This is a genomic window from Cyclobacterium salsum, from assembly GCF_010119245.1.
Lineage (GTDB): Bacteria > Bacteroidota > Bacteroidia > Cytophagales > Cyclobacteriaceae > Cyclobacterium > Cyclobacterium salsum.
Window position 1 is genome coordinate 239,018 of sequence record NZ_WNKG01000006.1, and the last position, 19,325, is coordinate 258,342.

Below are 19,325 nucleotides of genomic sequence, written 5' to 3' on the forward strand. Positions count from 1 at the left end.
GACCCAGTTAGTTGGCAACGGGCATGTTTTCCTTATCAATGTTAATGATTTCCACGGTAATGTTTCTTTCTTTGGCATTGATTTGGAAGTCCCTGATGACTTCGATCACATCGTAATCGATGATTTTTGAATTTGTCCCGTCAATAATCACTCTTTTATTGTCCCCTACATGCTTGAGCGTCTTGATAAGGGAGCCTTTATTCAGAAAACTTACCTCTTCCGCAAGAATGATGTGAACGATGTCCTCGTCGTCTTGTCGGGAATCTTTGAAGAAGTGGGAGTTTTTATAGTTTCTCATCAGGATATAGACAATACCGACGATCATTCCCATTCCGATACCTTTGAGGAGATCGAAGAAAATGATACCTAAAACAGTGATCAAAAAAGGTAAAAATTGATCCCATCCCAACTTGTACATGGACTTGAAAAGGGAAATTTTGGCTAGTTTGTACCCAATCACTAATAAAATAGCTGCCAAACTCGCCAGGGGGATCAAATTCAATAGGTTAGGAATCAAAAAGACACTGAGAAGTAGCAATACTCCGTGAAAAATGGCCGACATTTTAGACTTGCCGCCGGAATTGATATTGGCGGAACTTCTTACAATGACGGCGGTGATTGGCATTCCACCCACCAGTCCGTTGACCATGTTTCCAGCTCCCTGGGCGAGTAGTTCCCGGTTTGGAGGCGATACTCGTTTCTGAGGATCAATTTTATCGGCTGCTTCCAGACTCAATAGTGTTTCCAAACTGGCAATAATAGCAATGGTTATGGCCACAACCCAAACATCTGGGTTAAATACCCCAGAAAAGTCGGGGAAGAACAAATGATCGCCCAGACTGGAAAAACCGGTAATTTCGGGTAAGGTCACTTTATTTTCTGTCCCTATGTACAAATCAGGAATTACAAATTTGAAAAACTTATTAATTCCAATACTTAATAAAACGGCTAGTAAAGGACCCGGAATAAATTGTAAAAAACGATGGTTTTTTACTATAGGCTTTTCCCAAAAAATCAAAATAGCCAACGAAAACACAGCGATAATAATCGCCCCCATTTCAAGTGTACTCATTAGAGATTGCAAGGCGAGGACAGCTTCAAAATCATTTACCAGCGGAATGAAGTCTTCTACCAACTCGCTAGAATTAGTACCGAAAACAAAAGGTAATTGTTTTATAATCAATATGATACCTATGCCGGCAAGCATTCCTTTGATCACCGAAGTAGGGAAATAATAGCCAATCACTCCTGCTTTGATAAATCCGAGAACCAGCTGGATGATCCCAGCAATTACCAGGGCGGTAAGAAAAAGTTCGTATGCCTGCAAATCCTCAATGGCGTTCAATACAATAACGGTCAATCCAGCAGCAGGTCCGGAAACGGCCGTATGCGAACCCGATAGCGCACCTACCACGATTCCGCCAACGATTCCGGCAATTACTCCAGAAAACAAAGGAGCTCCAGAAGAAAGGGCAATCCCTAAACACAGTGGCAAGGCCACCAAAAAAACGACGAGACCCGCAGGTAAATCCGAACTTAGATTTGAAAAAATTCCGTTTTTATTCGACATGGTGGTTAGTTTTTTAGTTTTAATGGGTTAGTTTTAATCCAGTTCTTTTTAAAGTAAACATTTCGGTCCCAACAGGAGAACTAAATTTAATCGATTTAAAGAAAATTTTTATTATGATTTACATAAGCAAATTTAATGCAAAAGGGTTCAATTAGCATTGTAATTAAGAAAGAAACCTCCGGTTTTCGCTGAAAAGCCTACTGGATTTCAACTTAACATCCTTATTAAACTGCGGCACTTATAGCCTTTTTCTTGCCGTGTAAATAAAATTCCATGTTTAAAAAATTAAAGTCAAGTTTTACAGGATGAAATCCCTCCTTTTTAGAATGAATCATATCCCGGTATAGGTGAACGGACTGATCGTTTTCAATTCATTTTTAATTTCAGGGGAGACCTCCAGGGTATTGATAAATTCACTTATGGCCTGTTTCGTAATGGCCTGGTTGGTGCGCGTTAACGATTTGAGTGCTTCGTAAGGTTTCGGGTACCCTTCTCTTCTTAAAATTGTCTGGATGGCTTCGGCGACCACCGCCCAGTTATCTTCCAGGTCTTTGTTAATGGCGGACTGATTCAATTCCAGCTTATCTATTCCTTTTTCCAGGGAAACATAGGAGATCAGCATGTGCGCCAGGGGCACACCAAGCACCCGGAGCACGGTACTATCGGTCAGGTCACGTTGCAAGCGGCTGACAGGTAATTTAGCAGCCAGGTGTTCCAGGAGGGCATTGGCAATTCCCAGATTTCCTTCGGCATTTTCAAAATCAATGGGGTTTACCTTATGAGGCATAGCAGAAGAGCCCACTTCACCTGCTTTGATTTTTTGCTTGAAATAATTCATCGCTACGTACTGCCATATATCCCGGCTAAAATCAAGCAGAATGGTATTCATTCGTTTCAACCCATCCATATGTGCTGCCAGATGGTCGTAGTGCTCGATTTGAGTTGTGGGGAAGCTTCTTTTCAATCCTAATTTTCCGTTAACAAAAGCATCGGCAAATTCTTTCCAGTCAATCTGCGGGTAGGCAACGAAATGCGCGTTCATGTTCCCGGTGGCTCCCCCAAACTTTCCAGCAAAGGGGACTTTCTGAAGTAATCCAAGCTGCTCATGTAGCCGGATGACAAAAACCTCCAATTCTTTACCAAGCCGGGTAGGCGAAGCCGGTTGCCCGTGGGTTTTCGCCAGCATGGGAACGGCTTCCCACTCTTCCGATCGGTTGATCAACCGTTTAATAACCTGATCCAGTGCAGGGAGTAGTATCTCTTGGATGCCATCTCTGTACATCATCGGGATGGCGGTATTATTAATGTCCTGGGAGGTAAGGCCAAAATGTATAAATTCCGAAACATGCTCAAGCCCCAGGGACTGAAACCGATCTTTCAGGAAATACTCTACTGCCTTGACGTCATGATTGGTCGTTTTTTCGATGTTTTTGATTACTTGAGCATCCTTCTCATCAAAATTCCTTTCGATTTCACGGATATCACTGAATTTATTTTTATCTACACTTTCCAGTTGAGGTAACGGCAACTCACATAGGGCGATAAAGTATTCGATTTCCACTTTTACCCGATACCGAATCAGGGCAAATTCGGAAAAATAGGCTCTTAAAGGGCTGGTTTTTGAGGCATACCGCCCGTCAATCGAAGATATTGCAGTAAGTGGGGAAAGTTCCATGGATATCCTTTGTCGGTTTACTAAGGTGCAAAATTAATTCCTTTTATTGAAAAGGAGCGGTTCTGTCTCATATTATTGGCATAAAAAAAGCCCCCTGTATCAGGGAGCTTTTTCGAATTCATTTGAAACGGGTAGTTAATAATTGGGATAATTGCGGATAAGTTGTAGCCGTAGGCCGTCTTCCGAGTTGCTTTCAGCTTGGTTTTTTCCTCTGATTACAAGGGTATAAACCCTTCCTTCTCTCAAGTACACATCGTTCAGCCGGGCCCACTCTTCGTTTCCATCCGCTGACATAATAATGAGGTCTGTTTCACCCTGCGTTACATTTATAAAGTCTGTAATCTCCATGAATTCATTTTCCTGAAATAGTGGATCGGCTTCATCTCTTTGGTAAATGCTCACTTCCGGACTATCCGGGGAAAGATGAACAAGGCGAACCAGGGCATTACCGGTTGCCGGAATGCCCAGGCTGTCCTCTATAAAAAGCGTCTGTAACTCGCCTTCCTCCTCTGCCATAAAGAAAGAGTAGGCTTTTTCCACTTCCAGCGTCACAGCCGTATCCAGAAGAGATTGATCCGAAGCCGGGTCTTTGAAAGAAAAATTTCTTTCACCGGTGAAAAAGTACCAGTATTCAATGAAATGCCCGTAGTCAAAATGCTTCCGATCATAGACGCGCTCATCTACTTCAATCTTTATTTCATGACCGGCTGTGGTTCCATTATAGAAGGATACATAGGCCCTAGGCGTATTTCCTATGGACTCACTATCCAAATCCATACAGGAAAAGATAAGCGGAAGGACGAAAAGCAGTGCGACTCCCTGCCATTTAAATTTCATTTTTCTCATGTAGTGCATTAATTGGGTTGTCATATAATAGTTTGGTTTCGTTATTTAATGTCATTACGAAAAATACATGCAAAGTGCGACTATGCCTGGCAAAAATTTTTCTCGTTAGATGAGAACCATATGCTTAAAGCCCGGGTTAGGATAATGAAAATACCCGCTGGTTTTAGGTAAAGAAAAGCGGGTACGTTAATTTTAAGTGCGAAAACCATTCAAATTTATATCCCACATACATATGCGGTTTAATTTATTTAAAAAGAATAAAACGGAATCTGAAAAGAAAGAAGATAATTATTTGACATTAAGGATACGGGAAACCGTCCGGGAAACCCCAGATACCGTGACGGTATATTTCGAGCAGCCGGAGCCTTTTCTAGACTACAAACCGGGGCAGTTCCTGACACTCCTTTTAGAAATTGATGGAAAGCAGGAGAGACGTTCCTATAGCTTATGCACCTCGCCATTCGTAGACCCCTTCCCCGGTATTACGGTCAAACGGCTGGAAGGTGGACTGGTATCTAACTACATCAACGAGCATTTTCATCCGGGAAAGCGGGTAACGGTCATGAAACCCCTAGGTAATTTTGTTTCGGATTACCATTCCCAGAATAAGCGGCTGTATGGAATGGTAGCCGGAGGTAGTGGTATTACGCCCATCATGGGTATCCTAAAATCCGTATTGGTGAATGAGCCCCACTCAGAAACGCATCTGCTGTATTGTAGTCGTTCTGAGGAAATGATTATTTTTAAAGAGGCGATCGAAAAGCTACAAGAAGCCTACCCGGGCAGGCTTCGTGTATGGCATCAATTGTCCCAGCCCGGCCCTGCCTGGGGAGGGGCATGCGGCAGGATGGATAAAGAAACGATAAAATTGTTCTTTTCAAACCTTATCGAGTCTAGGGATATGGAAACCCGATTTTTCGTTTGCGGACCGGAAGGGATGATGGCTACTGCCAAAACGACTTTACGGGAGCTGGGTACATCAGAGGAAACCATTTTATCAGAGAGTTTTTACTTGGAAAAGGAAGTAAGTGAACCCAATGAAGAGTTGGTGGAACTAGTGAGCCGGCCGGTAACAATCGTTCTGGAAGGGGAAGAACATGCTTTCGACGTGGAGCCGGGCAAAACCATCCTGGAAGCAGGTTTGGAAGAGGGACTGGACATGCCCTATTCCTGCCAAAGTGGACTATGCACGGCCTGCCGGGGTAAATTGCTTTCAGGAGAGGTGTCCATGATAGAAGATGCCGGCTTGAGCGAAAAAGAGATTGCAGAGGGATTCATTCTTTGTTGTTCTTCTAAGCCCGCAAATTCTGAAGTGAAGGTGAACATCGAATGATAGAGAATACCGAACGCCTAAAAAGCCTGAAAAAAGATTTTAGGTTATTGGAACGAAACGTGCTGCTGTTAATCGCTGTTCCTTTGCCTTTCTTTTCCTTTGCCTACCTGTATGCTACCAGTAGCACGCTTTCGTTGGATCTTCCTGAGCTACCCGAATTCCTTAATTACGTTACGTTAAGTTTGGTAACCGTCTTGCTGGTGATGCAAAAGGTGGCCTTCCAAAAACGCATCAGCAAAGTCAGAAAAAGCGGGGCCGACCTGGAAAGCCGCGTAAAAAGTTACGCAACTGCCACCTTTTTAAGGTATTGGCAGTTATTTTGGGTCGGTATCCTGACGGCCTTCGGGTTGTTTTTATATGATAATCAAGGGTTTACGATTATGTATGGGGTAAATTTAATGTTTATTTCCCTGGGAAAGCCGACACCCCACAGAATCGTAACATCGTTGCGGTTGAAAAATGGGGAACGCGACTTGGTATATGCGATCAATAAGCGGGATGACTAGCACGGAATTGAACACCGTTTCGGCAGGGATGTGTTTATTCGTGATTCTAGTAAAAGCACTAGTCCGGATTGCTGGTACCCATTGAGAGAATAAGGGCATCTTGGCTGTTATTACCGCCTCTTTCATTATGAAAACCGAAATTTTTCTGAGATATCAACATTCCTTTTTGTTAAACTAGGCTTTCCCTGTTGCTATTTATTCGTTCTTTCAATATTGTGTTGATCCGCCTATTGATTTCATGCTGCATGGTGGAATAACATAAATATTCTTCTGGAGATAAGTGACCGATGACCATACCTCGGGATTCGTGTCTAAAGGCAGTGTCCTTATTAAAGGCATTTTCAATAAAGCCCGTTTGCTCCCTTTCAGGTAACCGGCTAAAATCAATTTTTTTTGTTACCAAGTAGTGCTTAAAATAGGCCAATAGAAGGTCATGCAACATTTTGATAACGGGGCGAATCACAGCATTTTGAAACACTTCTTCTTCGCTCATCCCTTTTGTAAATTCCAGCGTAGGAATCGCTGGTCGGGAATACTTCTTAATTTTGTCCATAAAAAGAAAAACCAACCAAGTGATAGAGATGTTTAAATATGATGAAAAAGTCAGCCTGCCCTTTTCATTCGTTCTGGTTTTCTATAATTGACTTTTTCAGAATCGTAACCTGAAACTCAATCTGATAACTCCATCCCTCTTTATGCTGTAAGATGTATAGATGCCATATATTCTACTTTTTTCCATAATCCGTAGGAAGCTGGTATCCATCCAAAATAGGGAAATAAAAAAGCCTTGCCGGTATAAAGAGCAAGGCTTCTATCAAAAACGATTATTTATTTATTTATTTATTCCAGGGCTTGGCATTTTTTGCCTTTGGCCCTGTTACCTTTGGCTTGGTAGCCTGAAGTTTTACTTCCTTGAAGGTAATTTGATCTTTTTCCCAGGACTTATTATTTTTTGCCGCTGGTCCCTGTAACTTTTTCGGGCCTGCTAACGTGAAGATCTTCTTGGATTCTGCTTTATCTTTTTTCATCCAAGGCTTGTAGTTCTTGGCTGCAGGTCCCTTAAGGTCACCCCTATCCTGTGCATAGCTAAAAGAGACAACCGTCATAAATGCTACGGCGATTATTAAACCTTTCATATTTTTTACGTTTAGTTTTTAATTATCCTGTTTAGTATAATAAACGCCAAACGTACGCTATGGATACTCTAAGAAAATCGGTAAATTATTCTGAGTATAAAAACGGAGTAAAAGTATCCGTATTTATACGGATGCCAGGGATCGTGTCAGATTAGATTCAATTGAGCTGCCTTATTAATTAATTCAGGGGTATTTTTAACCTCAAGTTTCTTCATCATGTTGTTTCGATGGGTTTCTACTGTGCGGGTACTTATGAATAGTTTTTGTGCAATTTCCTTAGTGGTATGTCCTTTAGCTATCAACACTAAGATTTCCATTTCTTTTGGCGATAGTTTCTTTGGACTGACTCCCTCAAGAGAGATGATGTTTATCATTCGCTGTGAAATTTCCGTGTTGAAGTATTTGTTACCACTGAGCACTGTATATATCGCTTTTAGTAATTCATCTTCATCTGTATTTTTCAGAAGGTAGCCATGGGCTCCACCTCTAGTGGCCTGCATAATGTAGTTGCCGTCGTCATGCATGGAAATCGCAATCGTTTTGATTTTTGGGTATTTTTTTTTCAAACGTTCAAGTACCTCAAATCCGTTCATTTCCGGCATCGTAAGGTCAAGTAACAAGATCTCAGGGTGATTTCCTTCGTTAAGTTTTTCCAAAAAAGCTTTGCCGTCTTCTGCGCTAATGACAATCTCAAATTCCTGATGCTTCGATAGGAGTGAGTGGATACCATCTCTAAATAGCTGATGGTCGTCCACGATGGCAATTTTTATTTTATTCATCTTCGAAAGGTATTTCTACTTCTACAGCGGTGCCTTTTTCTCCGCTTCTAATTTTGAGGTATCCGTCAAAGACATCAATTCTTTCCTTAATATTTTTCAGCCCGGAACCTGGTGCTATGCTATCCATATTGAACCCGATGCCGTCATCAACATAATATAGCGATATTTTATCACTAAATTCTGTCAATGAAATGGTGATTTTGTTAGCATTAGAGTGCTTCAGAGAATTATTGATCAATTCCTGACAGACTCTAAACAGGCAAATGTCCAGGTCAAGGCTTAGCTTTCCAGCATTTCCAAGAGTGGAATCATCATAAATAATTTCAATGCCGCTTGATTTTTTAATAACATCTATAAAACTGGAAAGCGCTTTGCCTACGCCAAAATCTACCAGAGCGGAGGGCATCAGGTTATACGTCATTCTACGGATTTCATCTATGGTCTCATCTACAAGGGTATTGATTTTTTTCTTATCCTGCGAGGATAAACCGGAAGTCTGAACCATTAGTTTTAGACTGGTGAGCAAAGGGCCAAGGCCGTCATGTAACTCTTTGGATAATCGCTTCCGTTCATTTTCCTGCCCCTCAATCAACGATTTTTTGGCTAACGAACGACTTTTCTTAGCGGCAATTTCATAGGCCATCAATTTTTCCTGCATGACGACCAATGATTTACCCAGCAGATCACCTTCTTCAGACAACTGGTACTCTGCGTTCATATTCATATTCCCAATTTCTGAAGAAAAATGAATCGCCTCCTGTATGGATTTTTGTAGCTTCTCTAAAGCGACAAACATTTCGTTTATTTCAATGGTAGGATAGGTATTGACTATTTTGAAGTCGTAATTCCCTCTAGTCATGTTATTCAGGAAGAGCCTCATTTTCAAAAGAGGCTTCGTTAAAACTATAGAAATGAAGAATGAAAAGGCAAGGGCAAAAAGAAGGACCAAAATCGAAATTCCAACAAGTTTATTCCTCATTTCTAACAACGGAATGGTAACTTCTTTCACATCAATCTCGGATAAAATCGCCCAATCTAGATCGGGAATACCTAATTTATCATAGGAACTGTAAACAGGTATGCCCCGATAATCATCAAAAATTCCATATCCGTCCACTCCTGAAATTGCCTGTATTGCACCACTTGTTCTGGCTACAATTTGGCCGGGAGGTTTAAGTGGGAAAAACCTCGAAACAGATCTCATCCGATAGTCATCGCCTACTAAATACGTTTCCCCACTTTGACCCATTCCGGTACGTTCCAGCAATATCTCCTGAATGGCATTGGTATCTATCCATTTAATCTGCCTGATTTCATCCCCCATTTTTCTTACCATAGCTAATATAACCTCCCCATCTGAAGCACAGGGGGAAAAATCAATTAGACTTTCTACCGTATTAATTGAATTTAACTTTCTTTGTAGGCATGAAGTATTGACGTTAATTGGAATACTATCCAAAATGTCTGCTCTACTCATTTCAGTAATTTCGCCACTGCCATTAAAGAAATTCTTCATTTCTTTTTTAAGGAACGTCTCTAATTGTATTCTTTTCAGGCTTTTGATGGAAGTGAGCTGAAGTAGTACCCGTTCATCCAGCGCATTTTTAAATTCCCGATAGGAGAAAATAGAAAGAATAATCACCACCGGAATCACCAGTAAATTTATTAACACTACTATCCAGGACCTAATGCTCTTCATTTATTACAAGACTTTTTCCCCCTTACCCAAAAATAAAAATGTCCCGCAATTATCCACATTTTCACTTCATATCTCATTAAACAAAGGAGGTCCCTCAAAAACCAAAAGGTCAATACTAAACGTTTAAAATCCCTCCAGATTCAAGCCCTTATTTGTGAACTGCGAAATATAACGAAAGCCATCTTAACTAATCCCAATGTAAATATAGTGTTCCATCTCATCATTCGGGCAAAGGTTGTACAACTATCGGATTGCCCATCAGACCAATTGAAAGATTGTTAGGAGTAAAAGCCCGTAAGCATTTGCAGAAAAGGGCAAATCTGTTTTGCACGTTATTGCAGGCACTCAATCATTCAGGAAGCTTGTATATCCAATGCCGAGGTGCAGCTCATATCCGATGACATTTAACTGAAACCAATTTCCCACATCGGATTAACGACCGCCAAACGAAACCAGTTCCATGCAGCACTAGTCAAATAAACTACACGAGACCATTAGCTGCCTACAAGATTAAAGGGGAAGAATGGCAATGTTCCCGGAACTGATTTTCCCTTTTATAGTGGGAAAATTCCCATTTTGGATGGAAAGCGACTTGGATTGCGAATGATTCGCTACCCGGATGTTTCCACTTCCGGCCTGAAGTTCGTAGTTATACGACTGGAGATTGCTTGGAGTGTGAATCTGTATGTTGCCCGATGATCCGTGAAAGTAGGAGTAGCTTCCCAAACCGGCCCGATCGGCTTTGATGTTTCCGGAGGTGATTTCCAGTTTCCCTAATTCTCCGATTTGGTCCAGGCGCATGTTACCTGAGGTGAGTTGGGCATTTAGAATACCATTCACGGAAAAGGCTTTAAATTGGCCGCTGGTAGCTTTGAAATCCACATTTCCATTGATTTGTTCTAAGAAGGCATTTCCTGAAGTTATCTGGCAATCCACATGGCCATCGATGTTTTCCATGCGAATGTTTCCCGAGCTTCCCTTGACCATAACTGCGCCGCTAATTTCCTTTCCATGGATCTGCCCGGACCCCACTTGTAGCCGGGTGATCGGGGCACGAACGCCAGATACGGCCAATGAGCCAGACCCGTTATTGACATCCAATTGGATTGCCGAAGGTCCTTTTATCCGGATGTATTTTTTATTACTCCAGCTTCCCCTGGGAGGATTGTAGGCAATTTTCAAGGTATTGCCCACGGTTACCATTACCAGGGTTTTGTCGGTATTTTCATTGGAGCCCAGAAGTGCTTCTAGGTGGATCTGATTCGTTCCTTCTGCTCCTTCGTATTCGATAGCGATGGCCCCGGAGCTAATTTCTAATTTTTGTATTCCGGTAAAGGATTTTTGAATCAATTCCTGAGATTGAGCAAAGTGGCTTCCAAAGGCAACTAAAAGGAAAGATAATAACCAGGTTTTCGATAAGAATTTCATAGTTAAATGGGGTTAAATTAAAACACAAGGCCGAAACTAATGGGATTCAGATCAGGGCTAAGGGATTGGTGAAACACAGGATTGAGATCATAGGTGGTGAAAAAGGTGACGCTTTTAAACCCTACCTCAGCCCGAATACCGTAGCGAAAATTATTCAGGTAGCTTCCTGCCGGTTCTTTTTCCTTTTTCCTTCCGGACCCATTGAGTTCGCGGTAGACAAATTTGCTGCGACCACCTAAACGATAGCCAGCATAGGGGCCAACTCCGATTCGTAGGCCATCTCTTCCTGAGTCATTGTATTTTCCAAAATCAAATTTGAAAAGGGTCAATGCATTGAGATAAGAGGCGGAAATCTTACTTTTAAAACCATTCACATCGGTTCGATTGACAAAGGATACCCCATCTTCTGATCCTACGGCCTGGTAGCGGGGATTGTCCAGTTTAAAATTGTACCAACTTACCCCCAACCCGAAATCCCAGAAGGCTCCTTTACTTAGTTTTTGGCTGGCCATCCAGTGAAATCCGACGTTCCAGCTGCCCCAGCCTTTGGGACTGTAGGCGGCACCGGCACCGGGTATCGTTCCCGATTCCATGTAGCTGTTGATGCCAATATCGGTATTAAAGTAGGTACGAAAGGGAGGATCCTTTTTTTCTTTTGGAATGGTTTCCACTTTGACTTTCGTACGGCTGCCCGTTTCATCGACGATCAATTTGTACCGGCCTACCGTTACTTCCGTTTCTCCCACATCCTCATATATGCTTACGATTTCTTTTTGACCGCCTTTTTGCCTGATTTCTACCACGGTCAACTCGCCCTCATTTTTGGTTTCAGGTAAATTCAGCTCCCTAATGATCTGATTGATATCCATTTTTTTCAAACGCTCGAAATCATCCGGATTATCGATCACAAAGACCATTTTGCCGGAGTTACCGAATTCGACAATAATGCTGTCATTTACCGGTTTTTCTTCCGTATGGATTGGCTTTCCGAAAGCCATCTGAACCAAGGCCATGAAAACCATGGCAATCACGTACTTTTTCATATTTCCCATTTTTATTTTGTGTTTTTTCGATCTTTTCTAGTAGTCAGGGAGGCAAATATGGTATTCTTTGCATCCTGTAATTCACCAAAACCCTCATCCACTCTGGTGAAAAACACGCCGATTTTAGTTTCCAATTCATCCAATAGCTTATCTTTCTCCGGCTGAAGGGCGTAGCCTCTTGAGACTACCCTAACGGTATAATCCTCACCAGCCTGTTCCGTCTGCGTTTCCGGCAGAAGGAAAGGTTCTTCCTTGTTCAGGTCGATTGTTGGTTGATCGATGATTTCCGGCTTTCTGGTAGCGGCGACCGCCAGCGGCTCGGAAAATTCTCTTGGGTTGTTTTCTGCAGGAGATGAAACGACCGGGTCTTGCTGATGTACCTGACGATGGGGGATTATTTCCTTTTCCTCATTGGTTTCTTTTTTTGGAACGGCCTCTGTTTGACTGTTTGGTTTTTCGGGCGTTTCTGGTTGCTCAGCTGTTTGACCGGAGGGCGAAGCGGACTTTTCCGGTAACGGTTCCTGAATAGCCACCGTTTGACGCTCACTTTCCTTGAAAGTGTCCATGACATAGAATACCCCTGCCACGCCTACGAGTAAGAGGATCGCGGCAGCCCATCTGCTCCAAAGAAGGAAGATTGGTTTTTTCCTTTTATCCAACCTGTCCGAGATGCGCTCCCATACCTGCTCATCGGGAATCGTTTGATGTCCGGACAGGGCATTTCGGAATACGGTATCCACATTTTTTTTCTTATCTTCCATTTCGTTTTACCGTTTTAATCTGATTCGTTGTAATTTTTTGTTGAAGAATGGCCCGTGCCCTACTCAATTGGGATTTGGAGGTGTTTTCGGAGATGTCCAGCATCTCGCAGATTTCCCTGTGGCTATATCCTTCGATCGCATATAGGTTAAAAACCGTTCGGTATCCCACAGGGAGGGCTGCTACCAGCTGTAATAAATCTTCCACCTCCAGTGTGTTTAGGTCCGGAGCAATGCTGAAACCCTGATCCGGCTCATCCAGGTTAACCTCCATGGCAAGTTTTTTATTTTTTCTAAGTGTAAGCAAGGCCTGGGTGACGATCACCCGCTTCATCCACCCTTCAAAGCTTCCTTCACCTTTAAACTGAGAAAGGCTTTCAAATATTTTCATAAATCCTTCCACCAATACATCCTGCGCCAATTCCCGATTTTTCACATACCGCATGCAAATGGAAAGAAAGCTTCCGGAATAATGCTCGTACAATTGCCGTTGGGATTTTCTGTTTCCCTTCAGGCAACCGTCGATCAATTCTTCCTCCCTACGTAAATTATTGGCTGACATGGTTGATGGCTTACAATTAGGCAGATGCATCCCGCTAGAAAAAGGTTGCATGGCCAGTTAAAAATAGTTTAAAAAAAAGGAAATACAGGTATGGTTGTTGTCTAAAAAATACTGAATGTCAGTGGGTTGGTTTTAATAGCTTGCCCGGTAATCGATCGTAATTTCCGTTTTTTCCCATTGGTTTTTTTCTACTGTCACCGGATGGATGAAACTATCTAAATCGAATACGTTGGCGAAATAGCCCTTTTCCTCAATGGTAAACAATGAGTATTTCCCCGGAGGAAGGTTCACCTGGAAATGGCCGGATTCATCCGTTTCGATCTCTGTAATGAGCGGTGTTTCGATGTCTCCAAAAAGGTAATCTCCCAGGCTGGCTTCATTGATATGAGTCAGCTCGTGAATTCTAATCGTCCGTTTGACGGGTTGTTTTTTTGGCCCTGAAGGGGAGGCATCTTCAGATTCGGTGGCTAGGGGCATTTGGTTGCCATCTATCCAATAAACGTGTCCCTGTATTCCCTCGCCGGGAGGAGTGGATGGGGTTTTGGGAGTTTCTTTTTCTGAGGGCTGTGCTTCCGTCTGTTTGGAAGCCTGAGGTGCTTTCCGGGAAGATTTACACGAGGAAATCAGAAAGGAAACTAATAAACTCAGCAGGAAAATGTGGAGGAGTGATTTCATGAATGCCTGGTATTAATTAATGTTAAAAATGAAGTAAGGTATTTGCTGAAATTTTAGCTAAATCCCGGTAAATAGTTCGAAGGATTCTAAATAATGTGGACAAATGGTGTTCCATTGAAACTTGTCATTCAAAATTCTGGCCAGTTTTTCGCTAGCCTCCTTTTCCCCGTGCACCAGGAACGTGAATTTTGGTTTGGAGATAAAATTCTCGCACCAATTGACAAGCTCTTCCTGATCCGCATGGGCCGAAAGGCCATCAATAAAATGAATGGCTGCTTTTACCGGCACATCGATGCCATATATCCGGCAGGTATCTTCTCCATCCAGTAACTTCCGTCCGCGGGTGCCTTCGGGCTGAAAGCCCACAAAAATAACACTGTCGTTTTCATTGGGTAGCCGGTGATACAGGTGATGTAGAATTCTGCCGCCGGTGGCCATGCCACTGGCGGATATAATGATTGCATCTCCCCGGAGTTGATTCAGGCTCATAGAGGCCTCCTGTTCCCGGTAATAGTGTAGATTTTTATGCAAAAACGGATTGGCACCTTTTTCTTCCAGCGAGGGCCCTAAGTGATGGTAATGGCTGAATTTTTTATATAATTCAGTAACATTAATAGCCATCGGGCTATCCACATAGATGGGAATGTCTGGAATCAATCCTTTTTCCTCCAGACGATGCAAATAAAACAGAAGCATCTGTGTCCGTCCCACAGCAAAGGAAGGGATGAGCGAAATGCCTCCTTTTTGGTACGTTTCCCGGATGATTTTGCCCAGACGCTTGTCCACATCGGAAGCGTTATTTAACCGGTCACCGTAGGTGGATTCCAAAAACAGCACATCTCCAAATGGAATTTCGTCAGGTGGATTGAGGATGGGATCGCGGTACCTGCCCAGATCGCCGGAGAAAATAAGTCTTTTCTCTTGATTGTCTCCCTTAATTAATACCTTCAGGATGGCTGCTCCCAAAATATGCCCTGCATTGTAGGCAGTCAGGGTAATTCGCTCGTTGATTTTGACTTCCTGTTCGAAATCAATGGGCTGTAGCAGCGGAAACACTTTTTCAGCATCTTCCTGTGTGAAGAGAGGTAGTGGTTTTTGATGTTTCGAATACCCTTTTTTAGCTGCAAATTTGGCCTCTTCTTCTTGTAATTTTCCGGCATCTACTAATAGAATTTTTACCAGTTCCAGGGATGCTTCTGTCAGGTATATAGGTCCCTGAAACCCTTCCTTAATAAATTTGGGAAGGTAACCGGAATGGTCAATGTGGGCATGGGTCAACAGCACGGCATCTACCTTGGGTGGGTGCACGGGAAACGGCTCCCAGTTTCGCAACCGTAATTCTTTCAGCCCTTGAAAGAGACCACAATCAATCAAAAGGTTAAAGCCATCTATTTCCAATAAAAAGCGAGAGCCGGTGACAGTACCGGCTCCTCCCATAAATTTTACTTTAATATCCATATCAGGAACTTGTTTTTGCCAACCTCAATGTAAGGAAAACCATGGATATACTAAATTTATTTCATAAAATAGCGATCCTGAAATTGACTCCTGGAGACGCTGTCTGCCGGAGATTGCTTGTGGTCATTGATGCAATTCAGGCATAGCAACCCGGCCTCGTTAAATACCCAGAAATGGGTATCGGAAATATCCCGTGATTTATACCCGTCCCTGCTTAACGTATTCTTTAGCATGGGAAGTAGGCTCCGGTCTATAATAAAGGGCTTGTTATAGGGTAAATACAATGTTTGTTCCAACTGCTGCATCCGAAATTTCGCCCTGTCGGGGAAGGTGAGCATTTTTCCAAATACAAACAGTGAATCGGTTTGTCGCAACGTATAATTTACCGAAGTAGCATTTTCTAGGGCATCCTCATAGCTGGATCCTTTGGAGAAAAACCGTTGGTCCAGAATTATTTCATCCTTTTCATGGCCTCGCAGTTGAAGGCGGACCTGGCCCCAGTCTTTCGTGTCCAGAATCGATTCTTCTCCTTTGAAGACCATGCTGCCTTCCGGGATTTCCAATGTCTGATCCAGGGTATGCACGGCCTCTGAATTGAATTGGCCAACGATTTTAGGTGCCTGAAAGGCACAGACCAGAATACTGAGTACCCAAATTCCAAATATCACCAAACCAAAACGACCATCTATAAGGTTTTTTTTGATCAATACACTGATGCCGAGTAATACCAGTACGATACTGGGTATCAGTACGATTATGGAGGCGGCGATAGCAAGCCAGAACGGAAGCAACTCAGCCAGGGAATCTACCGGAAACCCGTCTAATGCATAACCCCAGCCTTCATTGGTGATAATTTCCGTATAGATGCCCAAGAAAGCCAAGGGGGTGATCAGGACCAGCATTCCGATAAAGAAAATAATCAGTCCAAAAATTACCCGTACCACTTCCAACATAAATCTGCCGAAGGGACCCAAGGCTTTGCCTATTCCATTGATAATCATTCCGAGGAATCGAAATGGTGCCAGGACAAGCTTCCGGGTAGTGGATTCTTCCTTTCTGTTTTCTGCAGATAGGTTTTCCTGGATGGTGGTTTCAATATTACTTAACGTGATGGCGCCACCTTTCATTTCGATCCTTTCCGTAATGGACTTGGCCATCGGGGTGATGATCCAGAGGATGAGATACAGAACAAATCCTGATCCCCCGGCAAAAATCAATCCCACAAAAGCCAGGCGCATCCAAATGACATCCAAATTAAAATAAGCTGCCAAACCGCTACCAACCCCACCCAAAACCCGATCGTCGGGATTACGGTACAGTTTTTTGATGTTTTTGTCTTCCGGTTTCTCGTAGGATACCGGCAGGATCACCCATAAAAGAATATAGGCAATCAGTGTCCACCAGCCCAGTGCCATATGGAGGCCAAACCCATCTGAGAAGAAAGGAAATGGAAAGGAATGAAAACTTAAGCCTCCACTGAAAAGTAGTAAAATGGTAATCAATCGTGTCCACAATGGATCAATGGAGAGGTAGTTTGCAAACCCTGCACAAACCCCACCCAGTATTTTGGAATTGGCCAGGCGGGTTAATTTTTTATAGCCTTTACCGGATTTTTGGTCCGGGGGGGTAATGTATTTATAAAAATCGTTTTCCTCATCCGCTGGTTTCTCTTCCTCCAAATCCAGGGAGCCTGCTTTAAAATCAGCGATCGTCCCCATTTTCTCAATCAAATTGCTAACATTCTCAGCTGTGATGACCTGTTTGTTATTTTTTAGATTGCTGAGAAAAATTTCTGCGATGCGGTTCTCTATGTCCGTAATGATTTCCTGATTGTCCTCGTAAAGGGAAAAATGCTGGTTGATTGCATCCAGGTAGCTTTTCAAGGAGGTATAGCCATCCTCTTCTATGTGGAAAAGAATGCCGCTAATATTTATGCTTATCGTTTTTTTCATGATTTCTACTTCTAAGGTTAAGAAATATTAGGTAATAACCCGAATGCTACAATTAGTTTTTTGGTGTTGAAATGATTTGATTGACCGAAGTGTCAAGGTTTTCCCAGGTTTTTTGAAGCTCCGTCAAAAAGGCAGTCCCCTCAGGAGTTAGGGAATAATACTTTCTTGGTGGTCCTGCATCGGACTCTACCCATTTATAAGTAGCCAATCCGGAATTTTTTATTCGGCTTAGGAGTGGATACAAAGTGCCCTCCACGATGATCAGTTGAGAACTTTTCAATTCTTCTATCAAATCAGTGGCATAGACTTCCCCCCTGGCAATGATGTGTAGGACACAAAACTCCAGAATTCCTTTCCGCATTTGTGTTTGGGTGTTTGAAGCTTTCATAATTAATCAATTAGTAGAAATATTCTTTGGAAATCCCCTCTGCTAGTGGCTTCCTAAAGTGGTGTACCAAGAAAAATAGTACCAGTTTTTTATCAGGTACCATGTATAACCTTATTCTGCCCGGTACCTGGTGGCTGTACTGGAGCTAATTTGTTGTAAGACGCTTAAAATAAGGGTTAAAATGCGGAATTGACCCGTCGAAAATCAGGGAGTGCTATTCGATAAATAAATGTCCGCTTAGGGAGAAAAGCTTTACCCATAAACAAAGCGTCCCTTCATCGAACAATTTACTGTTCACTTTTGAACATGGGAAGTCAATTCCGGCAGAATTTTTCGATTTCAGCATATTTCGAATCGTTTTTTCTTTTTACTTTGCAGGATAATTACTATTTAAACTCATGGTTTTCAGGGCATATTTTTATGTGATGGTCGGTTTAGTGCTGGGGGGATCTGTTAGTGCGCAGGGGATAGCACCCAAGTATTCCAATGAATTTTTGAATATAGGCATTGGAGCCCGGGCACTGGGAATGGCAGGGGCTCAGGTGGCGGCGGTAAATGATGTCACCGCGGCATACTGGAATCCGGCAGGGCTGATAGGTGTGGCCCACGAACACGAATTTTCACTAATGCATGCCGAATATTTCGCCGGAATAGCCTCCTACGACTACGCCGCGTACACCACCAATATTCAGGAAGACAATCAGATCGCAGTGTCTCTGGTTCGGTTCGGTGTGGATGACATTCCGGATACCCGATTCCTGTACGATGCAAATGGCGCATTAAACTACAACAATATCCAGTACTTTAATGCAGCGGACTATGCCTTGATTCTGAGTTATGCCCGAGACATGAGTGATCGGTTTAAAATGGGGTTCAATACTAAAATTATCCACCGTAATGTTGGGAAATTTGCCAAGGCTTGGGGATTTGGACTGGATTTCGGGGTGATTTATCTTTTTAATGGCTGGAGATTTGGATTGATGGGAAGGGATATTACCACCACCTTTAACGCCTGGTCCCATAATGCAGCGATGGTTCGCGAAATTTATGCACAAACACAGAATGAAGTACCGGTAAATAGCATTGAACTTACCCTGCCCAGGGCGATTTTTAGTGTGGCAAAGAGTTTTAGACTGAATACCGACATGCAGTTGCTTACCGTCCTGGATGTGAATTTTTCATTTGATGGAAAACGCCGTGCGCTCTATGGAAGTGATGTTTTTAGTCTGGATCCAAAAATTGGAGCGGAGCTGGCTTACAAGGAAACAGCCTATTTTCGTATCGGGATGGGTAATTTCCAACGATTAGAAAATTTTGATGGCACGCGATACACCTCCCTTCAGCCTGGTTTTGGATTGGGATTTCGGGTAAGCGAGAAGGTATTGATAGACTATGCGCTCACCGATATAGGAAGTGTTTCAGAAACGCCCTTCTCTCATGTTTTTAGTGTAAAGGTTTCGTTGAACCCGTTAAAAGAGGATTTTAGGATTTATGGAGGTTGGGAAAGCAATTAAGCT

The 19,325-nt window shown here is 42.7% G+C and carries 18 protein-coding genes; 3 read left to right on the forward strand and 15 right to left on the reverse strand.

All coding sequences use genetic code 11. The features are described 5' to 3' along the window. Positions 1-7: 7 nt before the first annotated feature. The 3 genes from GJS45_RS12325 to GJS45_RS12335 form a co-directional block, all read right to left on the reverse strand. Positions 8-1,570 (reverse strand): SulP family inorganic anion transporter, encoded by a 1,563-nt coding sequence (locus tag GJS45_RS12325; RefSeq protein ID WP_162342147.1) that lies wholly within the window; start codon positions 1,568-1,570, stop codon positions 8-10. Positions 1,571-1,901: 331 nt separating this feature from the next. Beyond that, a complete protein-coding gene (gene purB / locus GJS45_RS12330; protein ID WP_162342148.1) occupies positions 1,902-3,245 on the reverse strand; it encodes an adenylosuccinate lyase in 1,344 nt (447 codons plus the stop codon). Between the two features lie 135 nt (positions 3,246-3,380). Further along, entirely contained in the window at positions 3,381-4,115 is a 735-nt protein-coding gene (locus tag GJS45_RS12335; protein ID WP_162342149.1) for a DUF4397 domain-containing protein, read from the reverse strand. Positions 4,116-4,323: 208 nt separating this feature from the next. Between GJS45_RS12335 and GJS45_RS12340 the strand changes: the two genes are divergently transcribed. Then, a complete protein-coding gene (locus GJS45_RS12340) occupies positions 4,324-5,424 on the forward strand; it encodes a ferredoxin--NADP reductase (RefSeq protein ID WP_162342150.1) in 1,101 nt (366 codons plus the stop codon). After that, positions 5,421-5,930 (forward strand): hypothetical protein, encoded by a 510-nt coding sequence (locus GJS45_RS12345; protein WP_235954734.1) that lies wholly within the window; start codon positions 5,421-5,423, stop codon positions 5,928-5,930. Before GJS45_RS12340 ends, GJS45_RS12345 begins: the two co-directional genes overlap by 4 nt. 169 nt (positions 5,931-6,099) lie before the next feature. Here GJS45_RS12345 and GJS45_RS12350 read toward each other — a convergent pair whose 3' ends face one another. The 12 genes from GJS45_RS12350 to GJS45_RS12405 form a co-directional block, all read right to left on the reverse strand. Beyond that, positions 6,100-6,423, reverse strand: coding sequence for a glyoxalase (locus GJS45_RS12350; RefSeq protein WP_162342151.1), 324 nt, complete (start codon positions 6,421-6,423; stop codon positions 6,100-6,102). 343 nt (positions 6,424-6,766) lie between these two features. Beyond that, a complete protein-coding gene (locus tag GJS45_RS12355; protein ID WP_162342152.1) occupies positions 6,767-7,066 on the reverse strand; it encodes a hypothetical protein in 300 nt (99 codons plus the stop codon). 146 nt (positions 7,067-7,212) lie between these two features. After that, the gene (locus tag GJS45_RS12360) at positions 7,213-7,845 is read right to left on the reverse strand and encodes a response regulator (protein WP_162342153.1); all 633 of its coding nucleotides are present in this window, start codon (positions 7,843-7,845) and stop codon (positions 7,213-7,215) included. Continuing rightward, positions 7,838-9,544: a sensor histidine kinase gene (locus tag GJS45_RS12365; RefSeq protein WP_162342154.1), complete on the reverse strand. Its 1,707-nt coding sequence runs from the start codon at positions 9,542-9,544 to the stop codon at positions 7,838-7,840. The genes GJS45_RS12360 and GJS45_RS12365 overlap by 8 nt, the downstream gene beginning before the upstream one ends. 510 nt (positions 9,545-10,054) lie before the next feature. Next, positions 10,055-10,972 (reverse strand): DUF4097 family beta strand repeat-containing protein, encoded by a 918-nt coding sequence (locus GJS45_RS12370; RefSeq protein WP_162342155.1) that lies wholly within the window; start codon positions 10,970-10,972, stop codon positions 10,055-10,057. A gap of 17 nt (positions 10,973-10,989) precedes the next feature. Then, positions 10,990-12,015: a hypothetical protein gene (locus tag GJS45_RS12375; RefSeq protein WP_162342156.1), complete on the reverse strand. Its 1,026-nt coding sequence runs from the start codon at positions 12,013-12,015 to the stop codon at positions 10,990-10,992. An 11-nt stretch (positions 12,016-12,026) separates the two neighbouring features. After that, entirely contained in the window at positions 12,027-12,776 is a 750-nt protein-coding gene (locus GJS45_RS12380; RefSeq protein ID WP_162342157.1) for a hypothetical protein, read from the reverse strand. Next, complete coding sequence (locus GJS45_RS12385) at positions 12,766-13,335, reverse strand: RNA polymerase sigma factor (RefSeq protein ID WP_162342158.1); 570 nt, start codon at positions 13,333-13,335, stop codon at positions 12,766-12,768. The genes GJS45_RS12380 and GJS45_RS12385 overlap by 11 nt, the downstream gene beginning before the upstream one ends. A 132-nt stretch (positions 13,336-13,467) precedes the next feature. Further along, complete coding sequence (locus GJS45_RS12390) at positions 13,468-14,010, reverse strand: prealbumin-like fold domain-containing protein (RefSeq protein ID WP_162342159.1); 543 nt, start codon at positions 14,008-14,010, stop codon at positions 13,468-13,470. Between the two features lie 57 nt (positions 14,011-14,067). Further along, entirely contained in the window at positions 14,068-15,468 is a 1,401-nt protein-coding gene (locus GJS45_RS12395; protein WP_162342160.1) for an MBL fold metallo-hydrolase RNA specificity domain-containing protein, read from the reverse strand. A gap of 56 nt (positions 15,469-15,524) precedes the next feature. Continuing rightward, positions 15,525-17,420: a PspC domain-containing protein gene (locus GJS45_RS12400; RefSeq protein ID WP_162342161.1), complete on the reverse strand. Its 1,896-nt coding sequence runs from the start codon at positions 17,418-17,420 to the stop codon at positions 15,525-15,527. A 52-nt stretch (positions 17,421-17,472) separates the two neighbouring features. Next, complete coding sequence (locus tag GJS45_RS12405) at positions 17,473-17,808, reverse strand: PadR family transcriptional regulator (RefSeq protein WP_162342162.1); 336 nt, start codon at positions 17,806-17,808, stop codon at positions 17,473-17,475. 398 nt (positions 17,809-18,206) lie between these two features. Between GJS45_RS12405 and GJS45_RS12410 the strand changes: the two genes are divergently transcribed. Next, the gene (locus GJS45_RS12410; RefSeq protein ID WP_162342163.1) at positions 18,207-19,322 is read left to right on the forward strand and encodes a putative type IX sorting system protein PorV2; all 1,116 of its coding nucleotides are present in this window, start codon (positions 18,207-18,209) and stop codon (positions 19,320-19,322) included. The last annotated feature ends 3 nt before the right edge of the window (positions 19,323-19,325 follow it).